The organism is Actinokineospora sp. HUAS TT18 (assembly GCF_051364635.1).
In the GTDB taxonomy this organism is placed as follows: Bacteria; Actinomycetota; Actinomycetes; order Mycobacteriales; family Pseudonocardiaceae; genus Actinokineospora.
Window position 1 is genome coordinate 6,045,044 of sequence record NZ_CP195645.1, and the last position, 25,343, is coordinate 6,070,386.

The following is a 25,343-nucleotide window of genomic DNA, read 5'->3' on the forward strand; positions in this document are numbered from 1 at the left end:
GGTTCAGACAGGTCGCCGCTGGGGTGGCCGTTGAGTGGGAGGGGGCCGAGATGCCTGCCATCACCGCCGACACCTTGACCTTGCCGCGGCTGCCCGAACTGCCCGAGACCGCCACCGACTGGCGCGGGGTGACCAAGGTCGTCAAGGCGCAGAAGTTCCTCGAAGGCGAGGGCTTCCAGGTCCGCCGCCCATTCCCGGGCGTCGACCTGTCCGACGCCGACCCGTTCCTGCTGCTCGACCAGATGGGTGCGGTCGAGTACGGGCCCGGGGAGGCCAAGGGCGCGCCATGGCACCCGCACCGCGGGTTCGAGACGGTCACCTACATGATCGACGGCGCCATGCAGCACACCGACTCCATCGGCGGCGGCGGGCTGATCACCGACGGCTCCACCCAGTGGATGACGGCGGGCGCGGGCATCCTGCACAACGAGATGCCCCCGCCCGAACTCATCGCCAAGGGCGGGCTGTTCCACGGCGTGCAGCTGTGGGTCAACCTGCCGCGCTCGATGAAGATGACGCAGCCGCGCTACCAGGACATCGAGGCCCGCGACGCCCGACTGCTGTCGAGCGACGACGGCGGCGCCCTGGTGCGCGTCATCGCCGGTGAGCTGGACGGGCACAAGGGGCCGGGGTCGACCTACACCCCGATCACCTACCTGCACGCCACGCTCAGCGCGGGCGCGCGGCTGGCGATGCCGTGGCCGGAGGACTTCACCGCGATGGTCTACGTGCTTTCGGGCCGCGGGACCGTCGGCGCCGAGCGGCGGCCGCTGGACGAAGGCCACCTGGCCGTGTTCGGCCGCGGCGAGGCGCTGACCATGCAGGCCGCCGACACGCAGCCGGGGAACTCGCCCAGCTGGGAGATCCTCGTGCTGGGCGGCAAGCCGATCAACGAACCGGTCGCGCGCTACGGGCCGTTCGTGATGAACACGCGCCAGGAGATCCTGGACGCGTTCGACGACTACCAGGCGGGCAGGCTCGGGACCATCCCGGCCATCCACCGCACGAGTTCCGACGAGGAGCTGACATGACAGTGCTGGAACCGACTCTGCTGGAGCAGGGCCGCCTCTACCGCGAGAGCGGCAACCCCTCGGTCGCCGCGCGCTACCTCGCCGAGGCGGCCGAACAGGCCCCGGACTCCCGCTCGGTGCTGACCGAACTGGCGCTGGCCCACTTCCAGTCGGCCGCGCTGGGCAAGGCCGAGGCCACCGCCCGGCGCCTGGTCGAGCTGGACCCGTCCGACGCGTTCGCCCTGACGCTGCTGGGCCGCGCCCTGGCCCGGCAGAGCAGGCACGCCGAAGCCGTGCCGTACCTGCGGCTGGCCGACGCGATGCTGGGGACCGCGGAGTCCGCGGAGCTGCTGGCGACGGCGGAATCCCGCCGCTAGACCCGATGGCCCGGGCGCTGCCCGGGCCATCTCGGCGATCATTGCGCGTGTCCTCCACCGCGTCACCGTCAGCGAGGTAGTCGTGCGAACCGAGCGCCACCACCCCCTCACCTTCACCGGCTCCGGCGGCGAGGCCCTCTCCGGCGTCCTCGACCTCCCGCCCAAGGCGCCGGAGGCCTACGCCCTCTTCGCCCACTGCTTCACCGGCGGCAAGGACTACCAGGCCACCCGGCGGGTGTCGCGTTCCCTCACCGACCGCGGCCTGGCCGTCCTCCGCTTCGACTTCACCGGTATCGGCGAGTCCGGTGGCGACTTCGCGCACGCCACCTTCTCCTCCAACGTCGCCGACATCGTCAAGGCCGCCGACCACCTGCGCGACCACTTCGCCGCGCCCGATCTGCTCATCGGCCACTCGCTCGGCGGCGCGGCCGTCCTCGCCGCCGCGGCGGACATCCCCGAGGCCAAGGCCGTGGCGACCATCGGCGCCCCGAGTGACCCATCCCACGTCGCCCATCTCTTCGCGCACGCGGTCGGGGACATCGAGGCCGACGGCGAGGCCGAGGTCGAGCTGGCGGGCCGCTGGTTCCGGATCCGCCGCGAGTTCCTCGAAGACCTCCGCGAGCAGCGCCAGGCCGACCGGATCAAGAACCTGGGCCGCCCGCTGCTGATCCTGCACTCGCCCGACGACGAGGTGGTCGACGTCTCCAACGCCGCGGCCATCTACACCGCCGCACGGCATCCGAAGTCGTTCGTCTCGCTCGACGGGGCTGATCATCTGCTCACCGCGTCGCTGCACGCCAAGCGGGTCGCGCAGCTGATCGCGGCGTGGGCAGACCCGTACCTGCCGGAGTCGTTCACCCCCGAGATCGACTGAAGATCGGCATTGGTCTACCCGCCCGCGCGGGCCGAAATTCCGCCAGTATCGGTACTGACCAGGGAAAACCGCCTGTGACCAGTTGGTAACAGTCCGGGTCGCCTTCTTTCGGGGGGTTGTGCGCGGACCGATTGGGCTGAAAGAGTGGGGGAAGCTATTCCCGGCCGGCACGCCGTGGGATTCCCTGTGAGCAACCTCGATGCTCTTCTCGCGCGGTGGCCGCCTTTAGGAAGGTTGCCTTCATGACGCTTGCCCACGAGCTCGCTCCCACGGTCGGGCGGATCGCCGCCGCACGCGAGATCGAGTCCATCCACAACGCCGAGCAGTGCCACCGCGCCGCCCGGACCGTCGCCGACCACGCCGCCGACGCCCAGGACTGCCTGCGCCTGCTCGAGATGCTGGGCTTGGACCCGGCCACGGTGAAGGGCTACTAGAACAGCCCTGGTTCCGCTCCCCAGCGGTACACCTTCAGATCGACCTTCTCCCCGTTCGCCAAGACGCCCTCGCCGCGGAGCAGTTCAAGCTGCTCGCGGGCGAGGTGCGGGGCCGGGGTCCCGTTGGCCCGCAGCACCCGGTGCCACGGCAGGTCGTGCCCGTCCTCGGACAGCACCCGCCCGACCAGCCGCGGCGACGGCGCGCGCGCGAGGTCGGCGATGTCGCCGTAGGTGGCGACGCGACCTGCGGGGACCGAGCGCACGGCTTCCCGGATGCGTTCGTGCATGGCCTCATCGACGGTCACGACACGAACTCCTTGATCAGCTTGGCCGTGCCCGCGGGGTTCTCCAGATACACCATGTGCCCGAGGTCGACGCCCACGTGCGTGAACTCGGCGCCCATGGTGAAGCGGCACGCCTTGACGAAGTCGGGTCCCACGAACTCCTCCCGCGTGGCCTCCACCAGCAGCGTCGGCAGGCCGGGCGGCGGCAGGACCGGCGCGCGGCACATCTCGCTCCACGCGGTGATCACCGCGGCGGGGCAGTAGCGGGGCCGCCAGGTGCCGTCGACCTCGACCCAGTTCGCCGACACCTCTTCTTCGATGTGCTCCTCCGGCTCACCCGGCCAGTCGTGGCGCTGCGTCGCCAGCGCCTCGGCGCGGTCGGCCCGGACGACGTCGGAGGTCTGCGCGTACTCCAGGGCTTGGGCGGGCTTGACGTTCACCGCCGGGTCGAGCAGCACGAGCCCGGTCACCCGCTGCGGCGCCAGCCGGGCCAGGTGCAGTGCGACCAACCCGCCGTAGGAGTGGCCGACCACGGGTGCCTTGTCGATCCCGCGCGAGTCGAGGACGCGCAGCAGATCGGCGGCGTGCTGCTCCAGCGTCCACGGCGGCAGCCAGTCGGACAGGCCGTGTCCGCGCAGGTCGGGAGCGATCACGTGGTGGTCGCGCAGGTGCGTCTCGGCCAGCCTGCGGAACCGCGCGCCGTGCCCGCAGACCCCGTGCAGGATCACCAGCGGCGGGGAGTCCGCCGAGCCGTAGGCGTGGACGTGTAAGCCGTCTGACATGAGCCGGATCATGCCATCCTGGCGTGCCGCGTCGAAGGCTGTCACCCCGGCGTGATGCAATCGGGTGTGGCCGCCGGGAAGACTCCGATCGCGCCGCGACTGGTCCGCCGACCGGCCGCCGCGCGCGAGTCCGTGCGGTGGGGTGAGGACGCCCAGCGGGTGCTCGCCGGTGCCGACGGATTCGTCCGCGTCCTCGGTGGTCCGGGCACCGGCAAGACCACTCTGCTCGCCGAGGTCGCCGCCGACCGCATCCTGCGCGGCGGGGTCGACCCGGAGCAGCTGCTCGTGCTCACCGGCAGCCGCCGCGCCGCCACCGACCTGCGCTCCCGGATCACCGCACTGCTCACCGACCCAGACGCGGGGATGTCCCGCACGGTCCGCGAGCCCTTGGTCCGCACCGTGCACTCCTACGCTTTCGCCGTGCTGCGCATCCAGGCGATGCTGCACGACGAGCCCGGACCCCGGCTGCTCACCGGACCCGAGCAGGACACGGTGATCCGCGAACTGCTCGAAGGCGATGTCGAGTCCGGCGCGCGGCACTGGCCGGAGCGCCTGCGGCCCGCGCTGGGCGTGGCCGGGTTCGCCGAGGAACTGCGCGACCTGCTGCTCCGCGCCGCCGAGCGCGGGCTCGGCCCGGAGGACCTGATCACCCTCGGCAAGCGGCTGGACCGCGACGAATGGGTCGCGGCGGGCCGGTTCGGGCGCCAGTACGAGGAAGTCACGTTGCTGCACGGCGCGTCCGACAGCGCGATCGCGCACACGACGGCCCCCGCGCTCGACGCCGCCGAGCTGGTGGCCTCCGCGCTGCTGGCCTTCGAGACCGACGACGAGCTGCTCGCCGCCGAACGCGCCCGCGTGCGCTATCTGCTGGTCGACGACGCGCAACACCTCGACCCGCTGCAGTACCGGCTGTTGCAGCGGCTCGGCAGCGCGGCCAAGGAGTTCGTCGTAGCGGGCGACCCCGACCAGTCGATCTTCTCCTTCCGCGGCGCCGACCCCGGCCTGCTGCGCGACGCCGAACCCGAGGGCGGCACGATCCTGCTCACCCCCGGCCGCCGGATGGCCCCGGCGGTCCGACGCGCGGTCTCCCAACTGGCCGCCCGGCTTCCCGGTGGCGGCCAGCGGCGGGTGGACAAGTCACGCGACAAGGGCGGCACGGTCCTGGTCCGCCTGCACGCGTCCTCGGCCGCCGAGGCGGGCTGGGTCGCCGACCAACTGCGCCGCGCCCACCTGCTCGACGGCATCCCGTGGTCGGAGATGGCCGTCCTGGTCCGGTCCGCGACGCGCTCGGTTCCCGTGCTGCACCGCGCGTTGGCGGCGGCGGGGGTGCCGGTGGCCGCGCCCGGCGACGAGCTCCCGCTGGCCCAGCAGCCCGCGGTGCGGCCGTTCCTCGCGCTGCTGCGCTGCGCCGCCGTGCCCGCGCTGCTCGACCCGCCGATGGCCGCGATGCTGCTGTCCTCGCAGCTCGGCGGCGCCGACCCGTTGGCGCTGCGGCGGTTGCGTCGCGGCCTGCGCAGGCTCGAACAGGCCGCGGGCGGCGACAAGTCCAGCGACGAGCTGCTGGTCGAGGTGCTCACCGACGACGACCGGCTGTCCGCGCTGGAGCCCGCCGAGGTCGGCCCTGTTCGCCGGGTCGCGGCGCTGCTTTCCGCCGCCCGCAAGGGAATCGCCGAGGGCGCGGGGCTTGAGCAGATTCTCTGGGACGTGTGGCAGGGCAGCGGCCTGGAGGCGCGCTGGGTGGCCACGGCCGCGCGCGGCGGCCCGGTCGGCGCGTCAGCCGACCGCGACCTCGACGCGATCGTCGCGCTGTTCCACACCGCCGAGCGCTATGCCGACCGGCTGCCCGGCTCCGGTGTCGCCAACTTCGCCGACCACCTGATCGGCCACCGCATCGCGGGCGACACGCTCGCCCCGTCGGCGCCCCACGGCGAGGCCGTCGCGGTTCTCACCGCGCACGCGTCGGCTGGTCGCGAGTGGACAGTCGTGGCCGTGCCCGGTGTCCAGGAGGGCGCGTGGCCGGACCTGCGGCTGCGAGGTTCGCTGCTGGGTGTCGAGCGGCTCGTCGACCACCTCGCGGGCGTGGACCACTCCGAGACGCTGTCCGCGACGGCGCCCTTGCTCGCCGAGGAACGCAGGCTGCTGCTCGTCGCCACGTCCCGCGCGCGCGGAAAGCTGCTGGTCAGCGCGGTTCGTGGCGAGGAGGAGCAGCCGTCGCGGTTCCTGGCCGAGCTGTCCGGGGTCGAGGCGACCGATCCCGAGGCCGAGTCGATGATCCCCGTCGCCGAGCAGGAACGCGCGCTCGTGCTGGCCGATCTGGTGGGGGAGTTGCGCCAGGTCGTGTGCGACAACGGTGCCGACCGGGCTCGCCGCGCGCTGGCCGCGCGGCAGCTCGCCCGGCTCGCCGAGGCCAACGTGCCCGGCGCGCACCCCGACAGCTGGTACGGCCTGCCCGAGATGTCGAGCCTGGAACCGCTGCGCGGCAAGCACGAACCGGTGCGCGTGTCACCGTCCACTGTGGAGATTCTGGCCAAGTGCCCGCTGCGGTGGGTCGTCGAGCGGCACGGCGGTCAGGACCCGGTCGAGCTGGCCGCCGTCACCGGGACGCTCGTGCACGCCTTGGCGCAGGCGGCGGCTTCCGGTGCCTCGCGCGAGGAACTGATGACCGAGCTGGACCGGGCGTGGCACCAGGTCGACGCGGGCGCGCCGTGGTTCTCCCGGCGCGAGCAGGCGCGGGTGCGGGCGATGGTCGACACGTTCCTGACCTGGGTGCGGGACACCCGCGGCGAGCTGACGCAGGTCGCCGTCGAGCGGGACGTGTCGGTCGACCTGCCCGACGGCGTCACGGTCCGCGGCCGGGTCGACCGGCTGGAGGCCGACAACGAGGGCCGCCCGGTGATCGTGGACATCAAGACCGGCAAGCAGCCGATCAGCGTGGACGACGCCAACGCCCACCCGCAGCTGGCGGTCTACCAGCTGGCGACGGCGTACGGGGCGTTCACCGCGGACGGTCTTGGCAAGGACCCGGGCGGCGCGCGGCTGCTGTACGTGGCGAAGAAGAGTCGCGGGAAAGCGACCGAACGCGATCAACAACCGTTGCAGGGCGAGCTGATCGACCACTGGCTGACTATCGTGCGCGACGCGGCCGGGTCGATGGTCGGCCCGGAGTACAGCGCTTTCGAGAACCCGGACTGTCCACGCTGCCCGGTCCGGTTCACCTGCCCACTGCACCCCAGCGGCAGGCAGGTCACGGAGTAGCACTCGAACAGGTGGTCGAGGTGTCGCAAGCTGGATTCGGCCGTTCGGCGGGGTAGATTGGTCCTCATGAGCTCGATCCGTCCGATCCGTGCGTACGACCCGCCCGCGCACATGTGCGCGCTGGGGCGGCTCTTCGCGCAGATCGACGCGCAGCTTTCGCCCGCGTGGCAAGTGTTCCCGCAGATCGGCGTGATCACCGACGGCGCCACCGTGCGCACCCCCGACCTCGTCATCGCCACGGCGGACATCGACCGCGACGCGCCGTCGATCGACGCGGGCAAGGTCGCGCTGGCCATCGAGATCATCTCGCCGGGATCGGCGAGTGTCGACACCGATGTCAAGCCCTACGAGTACGCCGACGCGGGGATTCCGTATTTCTGGCTCGTCGACCCGGAGCCGCCCGTCACCGTCACGGCGTACTCGCTGGTGGCCACCGACTACGAGGAATCCCAGCGCGGAGAAGGGATCTTCGTCGTGTCGGCGCCGTGCCCGCTGCGGATCGACCTGGCGGCGCTGGCCCGATGACCGCGAGTCCGTTGTGAGCCTGCCGCTGCCGGGGCTCGCGCTGGTCAGTCCCCGGGAACTGGCCCACGAGTTGGGACTTCCCGCCCCCACGCCCGAACAGTGCGAGGTCATCGCCGCCCCGCCGGAGCCCGCGCTGGTCGTCGCGGGCGCGGGCGCGGGGAAGACCGAGACCATGGCCGGGCGCGTGGTCTGGTTGGTGGCCAACGGTTTGGTCACCCCTGAGCGTGTCCTCGGCCTCACCTTCACCCGCAAGGCCGCCCGCCAGCTCGCCGACCGCGTCCGGTCCCGGCTGCGCAGGCTCGCGGGCGCGCGGCTGCTCGACAAGCTCGACCCGTCCGGTGAACGGCGTGCCGCCGTGTTCGCCGGCGAGCCGACAATCCTGACCTACCACGCCTACGCGGGCCGGATCGTCGCCGAGCACGGGCTGCGGCTGCCGGTGGAGCCGGGGGCGCGGCTGCTCACCGAGACCGCGTCGTGGCAGGCGGCGCACCGGGTCGTGGCCACGTGGGCGCAGGACCTCGACACCGACCTCGTCCCGGCCACGATCACCAAGTACCTGCTGGCGCTGGCGGGCGAGCTGTCCGAGCACCTGGTCGACCCGTCCGAGCTCCACAGTCACGCCGAGCGGCTGTGCGCGGCCATCGAGTCCGCGCCGCGGGCGAAGGGGCAGCGGGCCGACCTGTCCCAGGACTTGCAGAAAGTCCTTGTCACGCAACGCTTCCGGGTGGCGCTGCTGCCGCTCGTCGCCGCGTACTCCGACCGCAAGCGCAAGGAGGGCGCGGTCGACTTCGGCGACCAGATGTCGCTGGCCGCGCGGCTCGCGGCCGGGCACATCGAGGTCGTGCGGGGCGAGCGCGAGCGGTTCGGCGCCGTCCTCCTCGACGAGTACCAGGACACCGGCCACTCCCAGCGCGTCCTGCTGCGGTCGCTGTTCGGCAGCTCGATCGAACACCCGAACTCGGCGCCGATGCCGGTCACGTCGGTGGGCGACCCGGCCCAGGCGATCTACGGCTGGCGTGGTGCGAGCGCGGCGAACCTGCCCCGCTTCACCACCGACTTCCCCCGCGAAGCCAACGGAAAGCTGCTCCCCGCCACCCGCTACGGCCTGCTCACCAGCTTCCGCAACCCGCCCGAGGTACTCGACCTCGCCAACGCCGTGTCCGCCCCGCTGCGCGCGCTCGGCCTGGAGGTCGACGAACTGCGTGCCCGCGACGGCGCGCCGTCCGGTGACATCCGGTTCGCCCTGTTGTCCGATGTGGACACAGAGGTGCAGTGGGTGGCCAACCAGGTCGCCGACCGGTGGTACGCCGCCATCGAGGAACGCGAGAAGCCGCCGACGGCCGCCGTCCTCGTCCGCCGCCGCGCCGACATGGCCGACATCGCCACGGCCCTGCGCGAGCGCGGGCTGCCGGTCGAGGTCGTCGGCCTCGGCGGGCTGCTCGACGAACCGGAGATCCGCGACCTGGTCAGCGCGCTGCGCGTGCTGATCGACCCGCTCGCCGGGACGGCCGCCGCGCGGCTGCTCACCGGGTCCCGCTGGCGCATCGGGGCCACCGACCTCGCCGCGCTGTGGGGGCGCGCGCGGACCCTGGCCGACACGTTCGCGGGCGGCCCGCCCGCCGACGCGGCGCCCGGCGACGTGATCCCGGGGGAGGGCGTCGAGCAGGCGGGCCTGGTCGACGCGATCGACGACCCCGGCCCCCGCGAGGCGTACTCCGAACTCGGCTACCAGCGCGTCCGCGCCCTCGGCTCCGAGCTGACCATGCTCCGCCGCAGGCTCGACCAGCCGCTGCCCGAGCTGGTCGCCGACGTCGAACGCACCATGCAGCTCGACATCGAGGCCACCGCCCGGCGCGGCGGCGCGGGCCGGGCGCACCTCGACGCGTTCGCCGACGTCGTCGCCGACTACGCACGGGCCAGCCCGTCGGCCAGCCTCGCCGCGCTGCTCGACTACCTGGCCACAGCCGAGGCCGCCGAGGACGGGCTGGAGCCGGGCGAGGTCGAGGTCGCCGAGGACCGAGTGCAGATCCTGACGGTCCACTCCGCGAAGGGCCTGGAGTGGGAGGTCGTCGCCGTCCCGCACCTGGTCCGCGACGTGTTCCCCAGCGGCAGGCGCGGCGGCAGCTGGCTCACCACCGTCACCGAGCTGCCCGCCGACCTGCGCGGCGACGCGGTCGACCTGCCGAAGCTCAACGTGGACAGCGCGGAGAACCGCAAGGAGGTCGAGCAGGCGCTCAAGGCGCACAAGGAGGACTTCGCCGAACGCGGCCTTGTCGAGGAACGGCGGCTGTTCTACGTCGCACTGACCAGGTCGGAGCGGTCCCTGCTGGTCTCGGGGCACTGGTGGGGCCGCACGGGCGGCAAGCCGCGCGGGCCGTCGGAGTTCCTGACCGACCTCGCCGACTACGTCACCGAGAAGCAGTGGCCCGACGAGCTGCTCGACGTGTGGGCGCCCCAGCCCGAGGAAGGTGCCGAGAACCCGCTCGCCACCGCTGTCAAGACTGCCCAGTGGCCCGCAGACCCCTTGCGCGACCGCCGCCCCGACGTCAGCACCGGCGCCGCGCTGGTCCGCGCCGAGCTGTCCGCGCTGCGCGACGGCGAGGTGTTCGACGACCCGGCCGACGACCCCGACGGCTGGGTCCGCGACACCGACGTACTGCTGGCCGAGCGCGCCGCCGCGTCCGCCCGGCGCGAGCAGGTCGTGCTGCCCGACCAGCTCTCGGTGAGCCAGCTCGTCGAACTGGCCGCCGACCCGGAGGCGCTGGCCCGCAGGCTGCGGCGCCCGCTGCCGTTCCCGCCCAACCCCGTCGCCCGGCGCGGCACCGCGTTCCACGCCTGGCTGGAGAAGCGGTTCGGCTCCCGCGCCCTGCTCGACCTCGACGAGCTCCCCGGCGCCGCCGACGAGACCGCCGCCCCCGACGACGACCTCGAGGCCCTGCGCACGGCGTTCCTCGGCAGCGAGTGGGCCGACCGCGTGCCGCACGAGGTCGAGGTCCCGTTCTCCACCGAACTCGACGGAATCGCCATCCGCGGCCGGATGGACGCGGTGTTCCTCGACCCCGACGGCGGCTGGACCGTGGTCGACTGGAAGACCGGCCACCTGCCCGACGCCGACCGGCTCCCGGCGCTGACCATCCAGCTCGCCGCGTACCGTTTGGCCTGGTCAGCGCTGTCCCACACGCCGCTGGACAAGGTCCGTGCCGCCTTCCACTACGTCCGCCCCGGCACCACCCTGCGCCCCGCCGACCTGCTCGACGCCGACGGCCTGCGGGAGCTGCTGCGCTCGGTCCCGGACGCCGAGTGATCCAGCCCACCAAGGCGGCGGTGGGCGATGCCTACTAACCTTCGGCGCGTGAGTCATACGCGGGGGACAGACACCCGATGAAACGTCCGCGCAAAGCGACTGGGCTCAGCGACCGCGAAGAGTACGAACTCGTCGGCATCCTGCGGATGCCCGAGAGCGGCGTCAGCCCGATCACCTCGATCATCCGCCGCATCGTCGGCGCGCTGCTGGCCCTCTTCGCCGCCGTCCTCATCGTCTACTTGGACCGCGACGGCTACCGCGACGTCAACGAGGACGGCATCTCCTTCCTCGACGCCGTCTACTACGCCACGGTCTCCCTCTCGACCACCGGCTACGGCGACATCACGCCCGCCAGCGACTCCGCGCGGCTCATCAACATCCTGGTGATCACCCCGCTGCGCATCCTCTTCCTCATCGTCCTCGTCGGCACGACACTCGCCGTGCTGACCGAGCGGTCCCGTCAGGCATTCAAGATCCAAAGGTGGAGGTCCAAGGTGCGCGATCACGTGGTCGTCGTCGGCTACGGCACCAAGGGCCGCTCCGCGGTGAGCGCCGTGCTCTCCGACGGGGTCGACCCGAGCCGGATCGTCGTGGTCGACACCGACCAGGCGATGCTCGACGCGGCGTCCCTGCTCGGCCTGGTGACGGTGCACGGCTCCGGCACCCGCTCCGACGTGCTGCGCGTGGCGGGGGTGCCGCGCGCCAAGTCCGTCGTCGTGGCCGCCAGCCGCGACGACTCGGCCGTGCTGATCACCCTCACCGCGCGCGAGATGGCGCCCAACGCCCAGATCGTCGCCGCCGTCCGCGAGACCGAGAACGTCCACCTGCTGCGCCAGTCCGGCGCCAACCAGGTTGTCGTCTCCAGTGAGACCGCGGGCCGCCTGCTGGGCATGGCCACGCACACGCCGACGGTGGTCGACATGGTCGAGGACCTGATCACCCCGGACGAGGGTCTGGCGATCTCCGAGCGCGAGGTCGAGCAGGCCGAGATCGGCGGCTCGCCCCGGCACCTGCCCGACATCGTGCTGGGGTTGGTCCGCGCGGGGAAGCTCTACCGGGTCGACTCGTCGGAGGCCGACGCCATCGAGGCGGGCGACCGGCTGCTCTACATCCGGAAAGTCACCCCCGCGGACGAGTAACACGATCGGGGGATCGTCTGCGACGATCCGTGCGTGCGCCTGCCCGCTGAACTCCGACTCCCGGCCGCCAAAGCAGCCGGGGCGGCCGTGTTCAGCATCCTCGTGGCGATCCTCATCTCACTGACCGGCGCCCTCGGGCTCTGGTCGCTGTCGGAGGCCGTGTGGCGCACCCAGGCCACGGTCGTCACCAGCGCGCCGTGCGGCGCGGGCCAGACCGAAGAGGTCACCTTCCAGCGCGACGGCCAGGAGCAGCGTGCCAGCCTCGACGCGTGCGGCCACCTGCGCGGCGAGACCATCGAGATCGCCGTGGGCGACACCGTCAGCGTCGCCAGGGCCACCGCGGGCGCGCAGACCGACGCCCGGCCGCTCGGCGTCATCCTCTGCGTGTTCGCGGGGATCGCCGGGGCCGGGTTCGCCGAGCTGTACCGGCGGCCGGGCGGGCCGTGATCAGGCGACGTGCTCCGCGGCGATGACCCACGTGTTGCACTGGTAGGTGCGGTTCGTGGTGAAGCCCTGCTCCTGCCACGCGCCGTAGTGCTGGGCGGTGCCGTGCGAGGCGTCGGAGCGGGTGTAGCCGTCGGCGATCATCTCGCGGATCACCGTGTCGGTGATCGACCCGCCGCCGTGCTGGGCCCCGGCGAACCACATGCCGCTGAAGCACTGGCCCATCAGCTCCAGCCGCCGCGACAGCTCCAAGCCCTTCGGCGACTGGTCGCCCGCCTCGTACCGAGCCTGGCCGTAGGTCTGCATGATCCCGGTCATCCACTGGATGTGGTGGGCGAACTCGTGGGCGAACACCGACAGGTAGCTGCCGGTCTTGTTGCCGACCCGCTCGGTCGCCAGTCCAGCGAACGGCATGTAGAGCGTGTTGTCGCGCGAGCAGTAGAACGCCGCCGCGGTGGCCCCGGTGACCGAACCGCACGGGCTGGTCCAGCTCGTGCCCGCCGGGAACTTCAGGCCCGGGCGCTTGTAGGGCAGGTTCGCCCTGGCCAGCGCCGGGGTCCACGCCTGTTCGAGGCAGGGGAGCGCCGCGGTGAAGTAGGACTGCGCGGCCTGCGGGTCGCTGCGCCACGCGGGCAGGTTGCAGGTGACGGCGTTGACGCCGTTGGTGGTGCTGAAGATCGGGTTGTCGCCGAGGCGGTAGACCGGGGCGGGCTCCGGCGGCCGGGTGTTCGTCTGCGGGGCGGCCGTGGTCGTGCGGACCGTCGTGGTGGTCGGCCGCTGCGGCCTGCCGCCGCTCTCGGTGGTGGTCGGGGTGGCCTCGGTCGTGGTGTCCGTCGTCGTCTCGGACTCGGTGGTGGCGGTGGTCGTCCGCGATGACGTCGCCCGCTTGGTCGTCGTCTCCGTCGGAGCCGAGTAGCCCGGGTCCGGGTCGGCGAGGACAGGCGAGTTGCTCTTGCGCTGCTGGATGACGCCGAACACGACCGCCGCGCCGACCAGCACGGCCACCATGACCACGGCCAGGATCGGTCCCGCGTTCGACTTCTTGCGGGGCGGCGGGTACATCGGCCACTGCTGCTGGAACGGCGGCGGCCCGAACTGGGGCGGCCGCCCGAACTGCTGCGGCGCGCCGAACCGCTGGGGCGGGTACTGCGGCGGTCGCTGCCCCTGCGGGTAGGGCTGCTGCGGTGGGTACGGCTGGCGCGCTTGCGGATGCGGCGGCTGCTGCTGGGGGTACGGCATGGTCCGCTGTGGAGGGAGCGGGCGCGCGTGCGGTGGCGGTGCCACGGGCATCGGCGGCGGATATGGCCGGTGTGGACGCCAAGGCCCGCTGGGCGGCTGAGTCACAAGTTCCCCCGTACAGAGATTCACCAGATCGCGCGTGAGCATATTGGCGCTCGGCTAGTGTTCGCGGGCGTGTTGAAGAATTGGGGGGCCGCCGCCGCCATCACGGTGGCAGGCATGTCGTTGTTCGCAGCTCAGCCGTCGTTCCCGGCACCGCCGACCGACGCGCCGACGATCTCGTTCCCGGTGCCCAAACCCGGCCCGGTCCCGGGCTCGGGGAAACCGGTGCCGTCGATCGACCCGTCGCCGCCGACGGCGAGCAGGCCGGGCAAACCGAGCGTCGAGCACCCGCCGCTGCCCCGCAGCGTCAACATCCAGCTCAAGATCGAGCGCGACGGCCGGATGACGGTCATCGAGCAGGTGATCGTGCAGGCCAAGGACACGATGACGCGCGAGGTCCCGCTGCGCATCGGCGACCGGGTCTTCACCGTGCGCGACGCCAAGGTCGACGGCAGCGGTACCGCCGAGGTCTCCGGCGAGAAGTTCGTGATCAAGCTCAACGAGGGCGTGTCCACCGTGACGTACACAGTGGACGGCGCGGTGGCCGACCTCGGCGACCGGCTGCAGGTCCGCTGGCAGGTCGCCAACGGCTGGAGCGACAAGCTCGTGTTCCTGCGCGCGTCGCTGCTCACCCCCGAACCCGGCGACGACCCGACGTGCCTGGCGGGCGCGGCGGGCACCGAGGACCAGTGCGACTCCGCGCTGATCGACGTCAGCGGCATCCTGCGCGTCATCCAGTCCGACTTGGACGCAGGCCACCGCGTCGACATGAGCCTCGACCTGCCCGCGGGCCTGGTGCCGACGAACGCCCGCTTCGAGGAGGTCAAGGCTGGCCCGTTCGCCATGACCCCGGTCGGCGGGGGCGCGCTCGGCGGCCTTGCCCTGCTCCTGCTCGGCGGGTTCGGCGCGCTGTGGGCCGCCCGCGGCCGCGACCTGAAGGCGGTCTCGGCCGACGTGGCGCCGGTCGACGTGCTCGTCACCGAGGGCGGGCGGGTCGCGTTCGCCTCGCCGGACGGGGTGCTGCCTGGGCAGGCCGGGACGGTGGTCGACGAGGTCGTCGACGGCCGCGACCTCGCCGCCACGGTGGTGGACCTGGCTGTACGCAACTACTTGTGGATCACCGAGGTCGCCGACGACGACTGGCAGCTGGTCCGCCGCAACCCCGCCGACGACGCGCTGACCGCCTACGAACGCGCGGTCTACCAGGCCGTGCTCCCCGACGGCACCGAGTCGGTCACCGTCTCGGGGCTGCGCGCCACGGACCTCGACGCCGTCCGCGCCACCGCCTACGCCGACGCCGTCGACCGCGGCTGGCTCACCAGGGCGCCGGGCGGACTCGGCAGGCTGGGCCTGATCGGCGTGCTGGTCACCGTGCTCGGCGTCGCCGCGACGGTCGTGCTCGCGCTGACCGTCGGGCACGCGCTGGCCGGGGTCGCGCTCGCCATCGCCGGGGTCGCGCTGGTGCTGGGCAGCCGGTTCCTGCCGGTGCGCACCAAGCGCGGGGCCGCGCTGGTCCAGCAGGTGCGCGGGCTGTCGGGGTACCTGCGGGCCGTTTCACCGGAGTCGATCCCGGACGCCGATCGCGAGCTGGTCTTCTCCCGGTCGCTGCCTTACGCCGTGGCGCTCGGCGAGTCCGAGGCGTGGCTGGCGCGGTTCGCCGACCTCGACGTCGCCGCCGACGGGACGCCTGGACTGTATTGGTACGGGACCCAGGACGAGACCTATGACCAGCCGCGATTCGCCCGACGCTTCCATGCGCTGGTGGCGGCGTTAACTGGGATCTTCACTAAACGCTGAGTATCGCTGCAGTTCACCGCAGTGTTAGCCATTCTGAACTGGGAAAACACATACGGGGGTGGGTGGCGCGCGGTTAGCCACGCGGGGTACGGTTCGGCGCACTTTAGGAGGATCTTCCATTCACTCGAATGGACAGTCTGGGGGAGGCTCGTTGCGTACCACCGTCGCCCGCGCGGCCCGCGCCGTCATGGCGACCGCGGTTGGCATCACCCTGGTCTTGACCGCGGCACCCGCGTTCGCCCAGGAACCGGTCCAGCCGCCGGTCGCCGACCAGCCGGAGCCTCCCACCGACGTCGAGCAGCCGCGGCCGCTGCTGTCGGCGATCGCGCACTGCCCGAAGGGCGTGCCGACCGTCGAGGTGCACGTCCGCGACGACCGCGAGGACCCGTACGGGCTCACGCTGCTCGGGTCGGGCTCGCCGTTCTCCAAGCACCTGGAGACCACCTTCGACGAGGAGCGGTTCGACCACTCCGCGGTCTTCGCCGACGTGCCGCCCGGGCAGTACCGGGTCGTGCCGGACGAGGGCGACCAGACCTCCGGCGGCGTCGACGTCGTGGTCACCGACTGCAAGGCCACCACGCCCGCCGAGAGCGCGCTCGAGGTCGACGTCGTGTGCAAGGCGGGCTGGGGCATCGTGACGTTCACCGTCACGAACTCGACGGGTGAGACCAAGAAGTACACGCTCAGCGCCTCCACCGGCGATGTCGAGTTCAACATCGAGGTGTCCGAGGGGACGTTCCTGCGGGTCACCGACAACGGCTACGAGGACGGCGAGTTCTTCGCCCAGCTGAGCGGCAAGGACCTCAAGGAGCCGATCCGCAAGGAGTTCACCGTGGCGTGCGCCGCGGAGAACGCGCCCAAGGTGCGGGCGTCGGCGCACTGCGACGGCAAGGACGACCTGACCGGCCAGGCGCCGATCTTCGTCGAGATCGAGAACCCGAACCGCTCGTCGGTCGACTACACCGTCAAGGGCGCGGGCACCGAGCGCACGCTGCCCGTCGGCGGCGGCGCGACCGGCATGGTCGAGCTGGACCCGCTGCCCGCGGGCGACTACACGGTCACCGTCGCGGGCTCCGACAGCACGATCACCAAGACCGGCGTCGGCGTCGACAACTGCGCCACCGTCGTCATCGACGAGGACGGCCTGCAGGTCGAGACCCGCTGCGCGGACGGCAAGTCCGTGGTCACCTTCCGGTACTTCCCGGTGAGCCAGGGCAAGCGGTCGTTCAAGGTCGACGGCGACAGCCGCTACGACAACGAGATCGAGTTCGGCGCCGAGGAGCACTACCTCTGGGAGCGCTGGACCGCGTTCTTCGACGACGGCACCTACACCGCGCGGCTCGTCGGCGGCGGCCTGAACACCGTCGAGAAGTTCACCGTGAACTGCTCTGGCACGCCGACCTCCACGACCACCGCGCCGCCCGCCCCGACCACCACGTCGGTCCCGCCCGTCACCCCGGTCGCCTCGGAAAGCGACCTGCCGGTGACCGGTGCGGCCGTCGGCGGCATGATCGCCTGGGGCGCCGGTGCGCTGGCCTTCGGCGCGCTCCTGCTGCTCGTCGTCCGCCGCAGGCGCGCGGCCCGCTGAGTCATCCACAGGCGAACAGCGGACCCTGACGCGAGCAGGGTCCGCTCCCGTAGGCTCGCCGGGTGACCGTTTCCGAGCTGCACAGGTACACCCTGTCCAACGGCCTGCGCGTGGTGCTCGCCCCCGACACGACCTCGCCGGTCGTCGGGGTGAGCGTGCACTACGACGTGGGGTTCCGGTCCGAGCCCGAGGGCCGGACCGGCTTCGCGCACCTCTTCGAGCACCTGATGTTCCAGGGCAGCGAGAGCCTGGAGAAGCTGGCGCACTTCCGGCACGTGCAATCGTCGGGCGGCACCTTCAACGGCTCCACGCACCCGGACTACACCGACTACTTCGAGGTGCTGCCGTCGGCCGCGCTGGAGCGGGCGCTGTTCCTCGAAGCCGACCGGATGCGCGCCCCGAAGCTCACCGAGGAGAACCTCCGCAACCAGATCGACGTGGTGAAGGAGGAGATCCGCCTCAACGTGCTCAACCGGCCCTACGGCGGGTTCCCGTGGATCCTGCTGCCGCCGGTGCTGTTCCAGACCTTCCCCAACGCGCACAACGGCTATGGCGGCTTCGAGGACCTGGAGCAGGCGACGGTCGCCGACTGCGCGGCGTTCTTCGACACCTACTACGCCCCGTCGAACGCGGTGCTGACGGTCGCGGGCGACTTCACCGTCGACGGCGCCCGCGAGCTGATCGAGAAGCACTTCGGGGACGTGCCCGCGCGGCCGCGCCCGGAGCGCCCGTCGTTCGCCGAGCCCGCGCCGTCCGGCGAGATCCGGTCCGACCACGCCGACAAGCTGGCCCCGCTGCCCGCCATCGCGCTTGGCTACCGCATCCCCGACCCGATCAACGAGATCGACGCCTACGTCTCGTTCCTGGTCCTGGCGGGTGTCCTGGCCGAGGGCGACGGCTCGCGGCTCCAGCAGCGACTCGTCTACGGCGACCAGCTGGTCACCGACGTCGGCGCGGGCTGCGGCCTGTTCGGTCCCTTCGAGGCCCGCGACCCCGACACGTTCACCATCACCGCGATGCACTCGCCGGAGGTGTCGGTCGACACGATCCTCGCCGCGATCGACGAGGAGATCGACAAGCTGGCGAGCACCCCGCCCGACCCCGCGGAACTGGCCAAGGTCACCGCCCGCTGGGCCGCGAGCCTGCACAAGGAACACGACCGCCTGGTCAGCCGGACCCTGGCGCTCGGCGCGTTCGAACTGCTCTACGGCGACCCGGCCCTGGTCTACTCGCTGCCCGACCGCATCTCCGCCGTCACGCCGGACGCGGTCTCCGCGGCGGCCAAGGCCCTGCGTCCCGACTCGCGCGCGGTGCTGACGGTGTCCCCGGCTGGAGGGGCCGAGTGATCATCGCGGTCCCCGCTCACCCCCGCCCGACCGAGTCGTCCGCCATCGTTTCCGCAGGAGGAGTCCAGTGAGCCGCAGCGCCGAGGAGATCGGCCGTACCGAGCGTGGCCCGCGCCCGCTGCCGCCCCTGGGCGACCAGCGCGCGGCCACCGGCCTGTCCGCGGTGGACAAGGTGATCGACAACGGCCTGCGCGTCATCGCCGTGGCCCAGCCGACGGTGCCGATGGTGGAGCTGCGGCTGCGCGTCCCCTTCGCCGGGGACGCCGCGAAGCACGCCGCGCTGGCCGAGGTCCTCGCCGCCACCATCCTCACCGGCACCGAGAGGCGCGACCGCGTCGCCGTCGACACCGACCTGGCGCTCGTCGGCGGCGAGCTGTCGGCCGTGGTCGACCCGGAGATGCTCTCCATCGGCGGCAACGCCCTGTCGTCGGGCTTCGACACCCTGCTCGACGTGCTCGGCGATGCCCTGACCGGCGCGACGTACGCCGACGACGAGATCGAGGGCGAGCGCGACCGGCTCATCGAGCGGATCACCGTGGCCCGCTCGCAGCCCAGTGTCATCGCCCGCCAGGCGCTGCAGAAGCACCGCTACGGCGACCACCCGTTCACCCGCGAGATGCCCGAGGCCGAGGACGTCGCCGCCGTCACCGCCGACGAGGTGCGCGCCCTGCACCGCGACCAGGTGCTCCCGCGCGGCTCGGTACTCGTCCTCGTCGGCGACATCGACCCGGCCCGCGCGGTCGCCGCGGTGGCCGAGGCGTTCGCGGGCTGGCGGTCGGACAAGTCGGCCTCGGTGCTGCCGCCGCTGCCGGAGATCACCCCGCAGGACCTGCTGGTGGTCAACCGGCCGGGCGCCGTGCAGTCGCAGTTCCGGCTGTCCGCGCAGGCCATCACCCGCACCGACGAGCGCTACGCCGCGCTGCAGCTGGCGAACCTGGCCTTCGGCGGCTTCTTCTCGTCGCGGCTGGTGGAGAACATCCGCGAGGACAAGGGCTACACCTACAACGCCCGCTCGTCGCTGGAGTTCACCCCGAGCGGGGCGACCTTGCTGGTCGAGACCGACACGGCCAGCGCCGTCACCGCGGGCGCCCTGCTGGAGATCCGGTACGAGCTGGGCAAGCTCGCCGCCGTCCCGCCCACCGAGTCCGAAGTGGACACCGTGCGGCAGTACGCCATCGGCTCGCTGCTCACCTCGACGTCGTCGCAGGGCGGCCTCGCCTCGCAGCTGGCGGCCCTGGCCATCCTCGGCCTCGGCATCGACTGGCTCACCGGCCACCCCGACCGGCTGAAGGCGGTAACCGTCGAGCAGGTCGCCGAGGCGGCGGTCGGCTTCTTCGCCCCCACCCGCTTCACCGGCGTCATCGTCGGCGACGCGGCCACCCTGTCCACCCTCAGCGCTCTTGGCGGAGTCACCCTCCCCTGATCGCCCCGGACCGGCGGGCCACCCGCGCCCGCCGGTCCGCGAGTTCAACCCCAGCCCAGGAAAGAGACATGACCACCGAGTTCCGGCTGGCAGGCTTACCCGCCCTCTCCCGCGCCACCGCCGTCCGCGACGAACCCGTCCGCAAGGACCCGGAGCGCCTCGACGCGTTGTGGAGCACCGGGAAGGTCCTGCTGGTCGACCGCTTCGGCCGCACGCCCGTCACCGACGACGCCACCGCCCTGCGCCTGCGCGCGGGTGCCGACGTCGCCCCGGCCCGTCCCGCCGAAGCCGCCCTCCTGGGCGAAGCGGACGGCGTCGCCTACTGGTCCCTCCCGGCCGCCGAGCCCATGCGGCCCGACCCGGTCACGCCGCCGAACTCGTGGGGCCTGTGGTCCGGCGCCCGCTCGGAGACCGGCGAGGCGTGGCACGACTTGCGCGCCATCGGCGCCCTGCTGAACGACACCGACGCTGGCCTGTTCACCGCCGCCGTCGCCCTCGCCAACTGGCACGCCCGTGCCCGCTTCTGCGCCAAGTGCGCCGCCCCGGTCACGCGCGCCGCCGCGGGCTGGGCCACGACGTGCACCGGCTGCGGCCGCGAGGAGTACCCGCGCACCGACCCGGCCGTCATCTGCCTGATCCACGACACCGAGGACGAACACGTCCTGCTGGCCCGCCAGCCCATCTGGCCCGCCGACCGGTACTCCGTGCTGGCCGGTTTCGTGGAAGGCGGCGAGTCCCTGGAAGCCTGCGTCGAGCGTGAGATGGCTGAGGAGGTCGGCGCCAAGGTCACCGACATCCGGTACCTGGGCAGCCAGCCGTGGCCGTTCCCGCGCTCCATCATGATCGCCTTCGCCGCCCAGGCCGACCGGACCGCCGACGTCACGCTCGCCGAGGGCGAGATCGAGGACGCCCGCTGGTTCACCCGCGCCGAGGTCCAGAAGGCGTTCAGCGGTGACTCCGCCGACCTGATCCTGCCCGGCCCGACGAGCATCGCCCACCACATGCTGGCGGCCTGGTCGCAGGCGTAGTCCGGACACATTTCGGGGCAGGCGATCGCTCGCCTGCCCCGAAGCAGGTGACCGTCAGACTGCTGTTTCCTCCACGACCGCGCCCGCGAACTGGGCCTGGTACAGCGTCGCGTACGCGCCGCCCGCGGCCAGGAGCGAGGTGTGCGTGCCCTGCTCCACGATCCGGCCCGAGTCCATCACCAGGATCAGGTCGGCGTCGCGGATCGTCGACAGGCGGTGGGCGATCACGAACGACGTGCGGTCCGACCGCAGTGCCGCCATGGCGTGCTGGACCAGCAGCTCGGTCCGTGTGTCCACAGAGGACGTCGCCTCGTCCAGGATCAGCAGCGCCGGGTCGGACAGGAACGCGCGGGCGATCGTGATGAGCTGCTTCTCGCCCGCGCTGATGTTCGAGCCCTCTTCGTCGATGACCGTCTCGTAGCCGTCGGGCAGCGAGTGCACGAACCTGTCGACGAACGTCGCCCGCGCCGCCTCCATGATCTCGTCGTCGGTCGCGGTGGGCCTGCCGTAGGCGATGTTGTCCCGGATGGTGCCGTGGAACAGCCATGTGTCCTGCAGGACCATCCCGATCTGGTCGCGCAGCACCTGCCGGGGCATCGACGCCACGTCCACCCCGTCCAGCGTGATCGTGCCGCCGTCCAGGTCGTAGAACCGCATGACCAGGTTGACCAGGGTCGTCTTGCCCGCCCCCGTCGGTCCCACGATCGCCACCGTCTGACCGGGCTCCGCCACCAGCGACAGGTCGGTGATCAGCGGGGTGTCCGGCTCGTACCGGAAGCTCACGTCCGAGAACTCGACCCGCCCGCGCGAGACCTCGGCGGCGGCCGTGGTGCGCTCGACCGGCTCCTCCGGGGCGTCGAGCAGCTCGAACACCCGCTCCGCCGACGCCACCCCGCTCTGCAGCAGGTTCATCATCGACGCGACCTGCGTCAGCGGCTGGGTGAACTGGCGCGAGTACTGGATGAACGCCTGCACGTCGCCCAGGCTCATGGTGCCCGACGCGACCCGCAGGCCGCCCAGCACGGCGATCACGACGTAGGTGATGTTCCCCAGGAACATCATCGTCGGCATGATCAGGCCGCTGGCGAACTGCGCCCCGAAACCGGCCTTGAACAGCGCCTCGTTCTGCGTCTCGAACGCCTTCTCGACCTCGCGCTGACGGCCGAAGACCTTGGTCAGCGCGTGCCCGGTGAAGGACTCCTCGACGTGGGCGTTCAGCGTGCCGGTCGCGCGCCACTGGGCGATGAACTGCTTCTGCGAGCGCTTCATGATCGCGCCAGTGACCATGATGGTCAGGGGGATGCTGATGATCGCGACCAGCGCGAGTGTCGGGCTTATCCAGAACATCATCCCCACGACGAACACCACGGTCAGCAGCGACGACAGCAGCTGGCTCATCGTCTGCTGAAGCACCTGCGAGACGTTGTCGATGTCGTTGGTGACGCGGCTGAGCAGCTCACCGCGGGGCTGGCGGTCGAAGTAGGACAGCGGCAGCCGGTGGATCTTGTCCTCGACCTCGCCGCGCATCCGCTGCATCGTGCGCTGCACCACGCCGTTGAGCAGCAGACCTTGGAGCAGGCCCAGCACCGCCGAGGCGACGTAGAGCCCCAGCACCCACAGCAGCACCGTGCCGACCGCGCTGAAGTCGACGCCGACGCCCGGGACCACGTCCATCGCCGAGAGCATGTCGGCGAGCCGGTTGTTGCCCGCCGCGCGGAACTGCTCGATGACGTCGGCCTTGGACTGGCCCGCGGGCAGGTTCTTGCCGAACAGGCCCTCGAAGATCAGGTCGGTGGCCTCGCCGAGGATCTTCGGCGCGACCGACATCAACGCGATGCTGCCCACCGCGAGCGCGATTACCGCCCACACCTTGACGCGCTCCGGCGCCAGCCTGCCGAACAGGCGCTTGGCCGACGGGCCGAACGTCATCGACTTCTGGCCGACCATCCCGCCGCCGAACGGCCCGCGCCCGGCGCCGAAGCCCTGGCCCTGGACGCGTTCGGTCACCTTCATCGTGCTGGTCACGCCGCCTCCTCCGCGCTCAGCTGGGACGCGACGATCTCCTGGTACGTCGGGCAGGTCGCCAACAGTTCGGCGTGGGTGCCCAGGCCGACGATCCTGCCGTCCTCCAGCACGACCACCTGGTCGGCGTCGAGCACGGTCGACACGCGCTGGGCCACGATGATCACCGTGGCGTCGCGTGTGGTCGGCCGCAGGGCCGCGCGGAGCCGGGCGTCGGTGGCGACGTCCAGCGCCGAGAACGAGTCGTCGAACAGGTAGATCTCCGGCTTGCGCACCAGTGCGCGGGCGATGGCGATGCGCTGCCGCTGGCCGCCGGACAGGTTGGTGCCGCCCTGCGCGATCGGCGCGTCGAGCCCCTCGGGCAGCGCGGAGACGAAGTCACGCGCCTGCGCGATGGTCAGCGCCGCCCACAGTTCCTCGTCGGTGGCGTCGGGCTTGCCGTAGCGCAGGTTCGACGCGATGGTGCCGGTGAACAGGTACGTCTTCTGCGGCACGATCCCGATCTTGCTCCACAGCAGGTCCTGGTCGAGCCGCCGCACGTCCTCGCCGTCGACCCTGACCGTGCCGCCGGTCGCGTCGAACAGGCGGGGGACCAGGTTGAGCAGCGTCGTCTTTCCCGAGCCGGTCGAGCCGATGATCGCGGTGGTCTGGCCGGGCCGCGCGGAGAACGTCACGTCGCACAGGACCGGGTCGTCCGCGCCGGGGTAGGCGAAGGACACCGCGTCGAAGTCGACCTCGCCGCGCGCGGTGACGGACATGACCGGGTCGACCGGCGGGGCCACCGACGAGTCGGTGTCGAGCACCTCCTTGATCCGCTCGGCCGACACCGCGGCGCGGGGGATCATCATGAGCATGAAGGTGGCCATCATGACCGCCATCAGGATCTGCATGACGTAGTTCATGTACGCGGTGAGCGCGCCGACCTCCATCAGGCCGTCGTCCACCCGGTGCCCGCCGAACCACAGCACGCCGATGACCGACAGGTTCATCACGAACAGGATGAACGGGAACATCGCCGCCAGGTAGCGGCCGGTGCGCGTCGACACCTCGGTCAGCGCGGCGTTCGCCTTGCCGAACCGCTCGGTCTCGAACGGCTCGCGGACGAACGCGCGGACCACGCGGATGCCGGTGATCTGCTCGCGCAGCACCCGGTTGACGTCGTCGATGCGGGTCTGGAGCAGCTGGAAGCCCGGCACCATCCGGCGGATGATGAACCCGAGCCCGACGAACAGGATCGGCACGGACACCACCAGCAGCCACGACAGCGCGACGTCCTCGCGCAGCGCCATGATCACGCCGCCGACCATCATGATCGGCGCGGCGACCATCATCGTGGTGGTCATCATGACCAGCATCTGGATCTGCTGGACGTCGTTGGTGACCCGGGTGATCAGCGACGGCGCGCCGAACTTCGACACCTCGCGCGACGAGAACGAGCCGACCCGGTGGAACACCCCGGCCCGCAGGTCGCGGCCGAACCCCATCGCGGTCTTCGCGCCGAAGTACACCGCGACCACCGAGCACGCGATCTGGACCAGTGACACCAGCAGCATCCAGCCGCCGGTCTGGACGATGTAGCCGGTGTCGCCCCGGGCCACGCCGTTGTCGATGATGTCGGCGTTGAGACTCGGCAGGTACAGCGACGCCATGGTCCCCACCAGTTGCAGCGCCACGACGTACCAGAGCCAGGTCCGATACCTGGCCAGGTACTCCTTGAGCACTTTGACGAGCATTGCTACCCCTCCTGGGAGATCCCCCGCAGCAGCACATCCGCGATCTCGTCCGCCGACAGCTCGGCCAGTTCCAGCACCGGATGCCGGGCCCCGAACACCAGGCACCGCAAGGAGATCGCGGCGGTGGCGGGTGGCACGGACAGCTCGTCGCGGTGTGCGTCGAACATCTTGGTGAGCGCCCCGTCGAGCGCCTTGTACGCGTCGTGGATGAAGGGCGGCTTCCCGTCCGTCGGCGGGGCGTCGCGCTGGGTCATCAGGAAGCCGCGGACGGCCATCATGACCGCCATGGTCCGCTCGATGCGGTCGAGCAGGTGCGCGGTGATCCGCCGGACCTTGCCGTCCAGGTCGTCGACCCCGGCGATGGCCGCGGCGAACGACCGCGCCCGGTCGTCGGGGTCGATGGTCTCGGCCGCGGCGGCCATCATCAGGGCGCACTTGTCGGGGAAGACCCGGAAGATCGTGCCCTCGGCGATGCCCGCCGCCTCGGCTATCTGCTTGGTGGTGACCGCGGCGCCGTGCTCGGCGAGCAGCGGCACCACCGCCCGCACGATCGCCTTGCGGCGGTCGTCGGGACTCATCGGCGCCGCGCGGCGCCGACCCGGCTGGGTGGTCACGCCGCCGAGTCTAAGTGAGTGAG

The 25,343-nt window shown here is 71.8% G+C and carries 20 protein-coding genes; 14 read left to right on the plus strand and 6 right to left on the minus strand.

The window, feature by feature from the left end; genetic code table 11:
• Nucleotides 1-50: 50 nt before the first annotated feature.
• From ACSHT8_RS28175 to ACSHT8_RS28190, 4 genes are all read left to right on the plus strand, one after another.
• Entirely contained in the window at nucleotides 51-1,031 is a 981-nt protein-coding gene (locus tag ACSHT8_RS28175; RefSeq protein WP_436494029.1) for a pirin family protein, read from the plus strand.
• A complete protein-coding gene (locus ACSHT8_RS28180; RefSeq protein WP_436494031.1) occupies nucleotides 1,028-1,387 on the plus strand; it encodes a tetratricopeptide repeat protein in 360 nt (119 codons plus the stop codon). Before ACSHT8_RS28175 ends, ACSHT8_RS28180 begins: the two co-directional genes overlap by 4 nt.
• 82 nt (nucleotides 1,388-1,469) lie before the next feature.
• A complete protein-coding gene (locus ACSHT8_RS28185; protein ID WP_436494033.1) occupies nucleotides 1,470-2,261 on the plus strand; it encodes an alpha/beta hydrolase family protein in 792 nt (263 codons plus the stop codon).
• Nucleotides 2,262-2,503: 242 nt separating this feature from the next.
• Nucleotides 2,504-2,695: a hypothetical protein gene (locus tag ACSHT8_RS28190; RefSeq protein ID WP_436494035.1), complete on the plus strand. Its 192-nt coding sequence runs from the start codon at nucleotides 2,504-2,506 to the stop codon at nucleotides 2,693-2,695.
• Here ACSHT8_RS28190 and ACSHT8_RS28195 read toward each other — a convergent pair.
• On the minus strand, nucleotides 2,692-2,982 hold the full coding sequence (locus ACSHT8_RS28195; RefSeq protein WP_436502206.1) for an MGMT family protein: 291 nt from the start codon (nucleotides 2,980-2,982) through the stop codon (nucleotides 2,692-2,694). The genes ACSHT8_RS28190 and ACSHT8_RS28195 overlap by 4 nt on opposite strands.
• 14 nt (nucleotides 2,983-2,996) lie before the next feature.
• Nucleotides 2,997-3,761: an alpha/beta fold hydrolase gene (locus tag ACSHT8_RS28200; protein WP_436494037.1), complete on the minus strand. Its 765-nt coding sequence runs from the start codon at nucleotides 3,759-3,761 to the stop codon at nucleotides 2,997-2,999.
• A gap of 54 nt (nucleotides 3,762-3,815) precedes the next feature.
• On the opposite strand from ACSHT8_RS28200, the gene ACSHT8_RS28205 reads away from it, so the two are divergent.
• From ACSHT8_RS28205 to ACSHT8_RS28225, 5 genes are all read left to right on the plus strand, one after another.
• The gene (locus ACSHT8_RS28205; RefSeq protein ID WP_436494039.1) at nucleotides 3,816-7,016 is read left to right on the plus strand and encodes an ATP-dependent helicase; all 3,201 of its coding nucleotides are present in this window, start codon (nucleotides 3,816-3,818) and stop codon (nucleotides 7,014-7,016) included.
• A 66-nt stretch (nucleotides 7,017-7,082) separates the two neighbouring features.
• Entirely contained in the window at nucleotides 7,083-7,541 is a 459-nt protein-coding gene (locus ACSHT8_RS28210) for a Uma2 family endonuclease (RefSeq protein ID WP_436494041.1), read from the plus strand.
• 13 nt (nucleotides 7,542-7,554) lie between these two features.
• Complete coding sequence (locus tag ACSHT8_RS28215; RefSeq protein WP_436494043.1) at nucleotides 7,555-10,845, plus strand: ATP-dependent helicase; 3,291 nt, start codon at nucleotides 7,555-7,557, stop codon at nucleotides 10,843-10,845.
• Nucleotides 10,846-10,922: 77 nt separating this feature from the next.
• Entirely contained in the window at nucleotides 10,923-11,984 is a 1,062-nt protein-coding gene (locus tag ACSHT8_RS28220; protein ID WP_436494045.1) for a potassium channel family protein, read from the plus strand.
• 33 nt (nucleotides 11,985-12,017) lie between these two features.
• On the plus strand, nucleotides 12,018-12,431 hold the full coding sequence (locus tag ACSHT8_RS28225) for a hypothetical protein (RefSeq protein WP_436494047.1): 414 nt from the start codon (nucleotides 12,018-12,020) through the stop codon (nucleotides 12,429-12,431).
• Here the strand turns inward: ACSHT8_RS28225 and ACSHT8_RS28230 are convergent, their stop codons facing one another.
• The gene (locus tag ACSHT8_RS28230) at nucleotides 12,432-13,667 is read right to left on the minus strand and encodes a neutral zinc metallopeptidase (RefSeq protein WP_436494049.1); all 1,236 of its coding nucleotides are present in this window, start codon (nucleotides 13,665-13,667) and stop codon (nucleotides 12,432-12,434) included.
• 219 nt (nucleotides 13,668-13,886) lie between these two features.
• On the opposite strand from ACSHT8_RS28230, the gene ACSHT8_RS28235 reads away from it, so the two are divergent.
• The 5 genes from ACSHT8_RS28235 (at nucleotide 13,887) to nudC (ending at nucleotide 20,951) form a co-directional block, all read left to right on the plus strand.
• Nucleotides 13,887-15,566 (plus strand): DUF2207 family protein, encoded by a 1,680-nt coding sequence (locus tag ACSHT8_RS28235; protein ID WP_436494051.1) that lies wholly within the window; start codon nucleotides 13,887-13,889, stop codon nucleotides 15,564-15,566.
• A 151-nt stretch (nucleotides 15,567-15,717) separates the two neighbouring features.
• Nucleotides 15,718-17,154, plus strand: a complete 1,437-nt coding sequence (locus tag ACSHT8_RS28240; protein WP_436494053.1) for a hypothetical protein — start codon at nucleotides 15,718-15,720, stop codon at nucleotides 17,152-17,154.
• A gap of 62 nt (nucleotides 17,155-17,216) precedes the next feature.
• Nucleotides 17,217-18,500 carry a M16 family metallopeptidase gene (locus ACSHT8_RS28245; protein ID WP_436494055.1) on the plus strand — a complete coding sequence of 428 codons (1,284 nt, stop codon included), beginning with the start codon at nucleotides 17,217-17,219 and terminating at the stop codon, nucleotides 18,498-18,500.
• 67 nt (nucleotides 18,501-18,567) lie between these two features.
• Complete coding sequence (locus ACSHT8_RS28250; RefSeq protein WP_436494057.1) at nucleotides 18,568-19,923, plus strand: M16 family metallopeptidase; 1,356 nt, start codon at nucleotides 18,568-18,570, stop codon at nucleotides 19,921-19,923.
• Between the two features lie 68 nt (nucleotides 19,924-19,991).
• Nucleotides 19,992-20,951, plus strand: coding sequence for an NAD(+) diphosphatase (nudC, locus tag ACSHT8_RS28255; protein ID WP_436494058.1), 960 nt, complete (start codon nucleotides 19,992-19,994; stop codon nucleotides 20,949-20,951).
• Between the two features lie 54 nt (nucleotides 20,952-21,005).
• On the opposite strand, the gene ACSHT8_RS28260 is transcribed toward nudC, so the two are convergent.
• The 3 genes from ACSHT8_RS28260 to ACSHT8_RS28270 all read right to left on the minus strand — a co-directional run bounded on the left by ACSHT8_RS28260 (nucleotide 21,006) and on the right by ACSHT8_RS28270 (nucleotide 25,320).
• On the minus strand, nucleotides 21,006-22,898 hold the full coding sequence (locus ACSHT8_RS28260; RefSeq protein ID WP_436502207.1) for an ABC transporter ATP-binding protein: 1,893 nt from the start codon (nucleotides 22,896-22,898) through the stop codon (nucleotides 21,006-21,008).
• A gap of 74 nt (nucleotides 22,899-22,972) precedes the next feature.
• Entirely contained in the window at nucleotides 22,973-24,706 is a 1,734-nt protein-coding gene (locus ACSHT8_RS28265) for an ABC transporter ATP-binding protein (RefSeq protein ID WP_436494060.1), read from the minus strand.
• Nucleotides 24,707-24,708: 2 nt separating this feature from the next.
• Entirely contained in the window at nucleotides 24,709-25,320 is a 612-nt protein-coding gene (locus ACSHT8_RS28270; protein WP_436494062.1) for a TetR/AcrR family transcriptional regulator, read from the minus strand.
• Between the last annotated feature and the right edge of the window lie 23 nt (nucleotides 25,321-25,343).

Excerpts from the sequence above, each read along its gene's own strand:
- ACSHT8_RS28180 (WP_436494031.1), top strand. The coding sequence starts at position 1,028 with ATGACAGTGCTGGAACCGACTCTGCTGGAGCAGGGCCGCCTCTACCGC.
- ACSHT8_RS28200 (WP_436494037.1), bottom strand. The coding sequence starts at position 3,761 with ATGTCAGACGGCTTACACGTCCACGCCTACGGCTCGGCGGACTCCCCG.
- ACSHT8_RS28235 (WP_436494051.1), top strand. The coding sequence starts at position 13,887 with ATGTCGTTGTTCGCAGCTCAGCCGTCGTTCCCGGCACCGCCGACCGAC.
- ACSHT8_RS28195 (WP_436502206.1), bottom strand. The coding sequence starts at position 2,982 with ATGCACGAACGCATCCGGGAAGCCGTGCGCTCGGTCCCCGCAGGTCGC.
- ACSHT8_RS28230 (WP_436494049.1), bottom strand. The coding sequence starts at position 13,667 with ATGCCGTACCCCCAGCAGCAGCCGCCGCATCCGCAAGCGCGCCAGCCG.
- ACSHT8_RS28190 (WP_436494035.1), top strand. The coding sequence starts at position 2,504 with ATGACGCTTGCCCACGAGCTCGCTCCCACGGTCGGGCGGATCGCCGCC.
- ACSHT8_RS28210 (WP_436494041.1), top strand. The coding sequence starts at position 7,083 with ATGAGCTCGATCCGTCCGATCCGTGCGTACGACCCGCCCGCGCACATG.
- ACSHT8_RS28265 (WP_436494060.1), bottom strand. The coding sequence starts at position 24,706 with ATGCTCGTCAAAGTGCTCAAGGAGTACCTGGCCAGGTATCGGACCTGG.
- ACSHT8_RS28205 (WP_436494039.1), top strand. The coding sequence starts at position 3,816 with ATGCAATCGGGTGTGGCCGCCGGGAAGACTCCGATCGCGCCGCGACTG.
- nudC (WP_436494058.1), top strand. The coding sequence starts at position 19,992 with ATGACCACCGAGTTCCGGCTGGCAGGCTTACCCGCCCTCTCCCGCGCC.
- ACSHT8_RS28260 (WP_436502207.1), bottom strand. The coding sequence starts at position 22,898 with ATGGTCGGCCAGAAGTCGATGACGTTCGGCCCGTCGGCCAAGCGCCTG.
- ACSHT8_RS28175 (WP_436494029.1), top strand. The coding sequence starts at position 51 with ATGCCTGCCATCACCGCCGACACCTTGACCTTGCCGCGGCTGCCCGAA.
- ACSHT8_RS28220 (WP_436494045.1), top strand. The coding sequence starts at position 10,923 with ATGAAACGTCCGCGCAAAGCGACTGGGCTCAGCGACCGCGAAGAGTAC.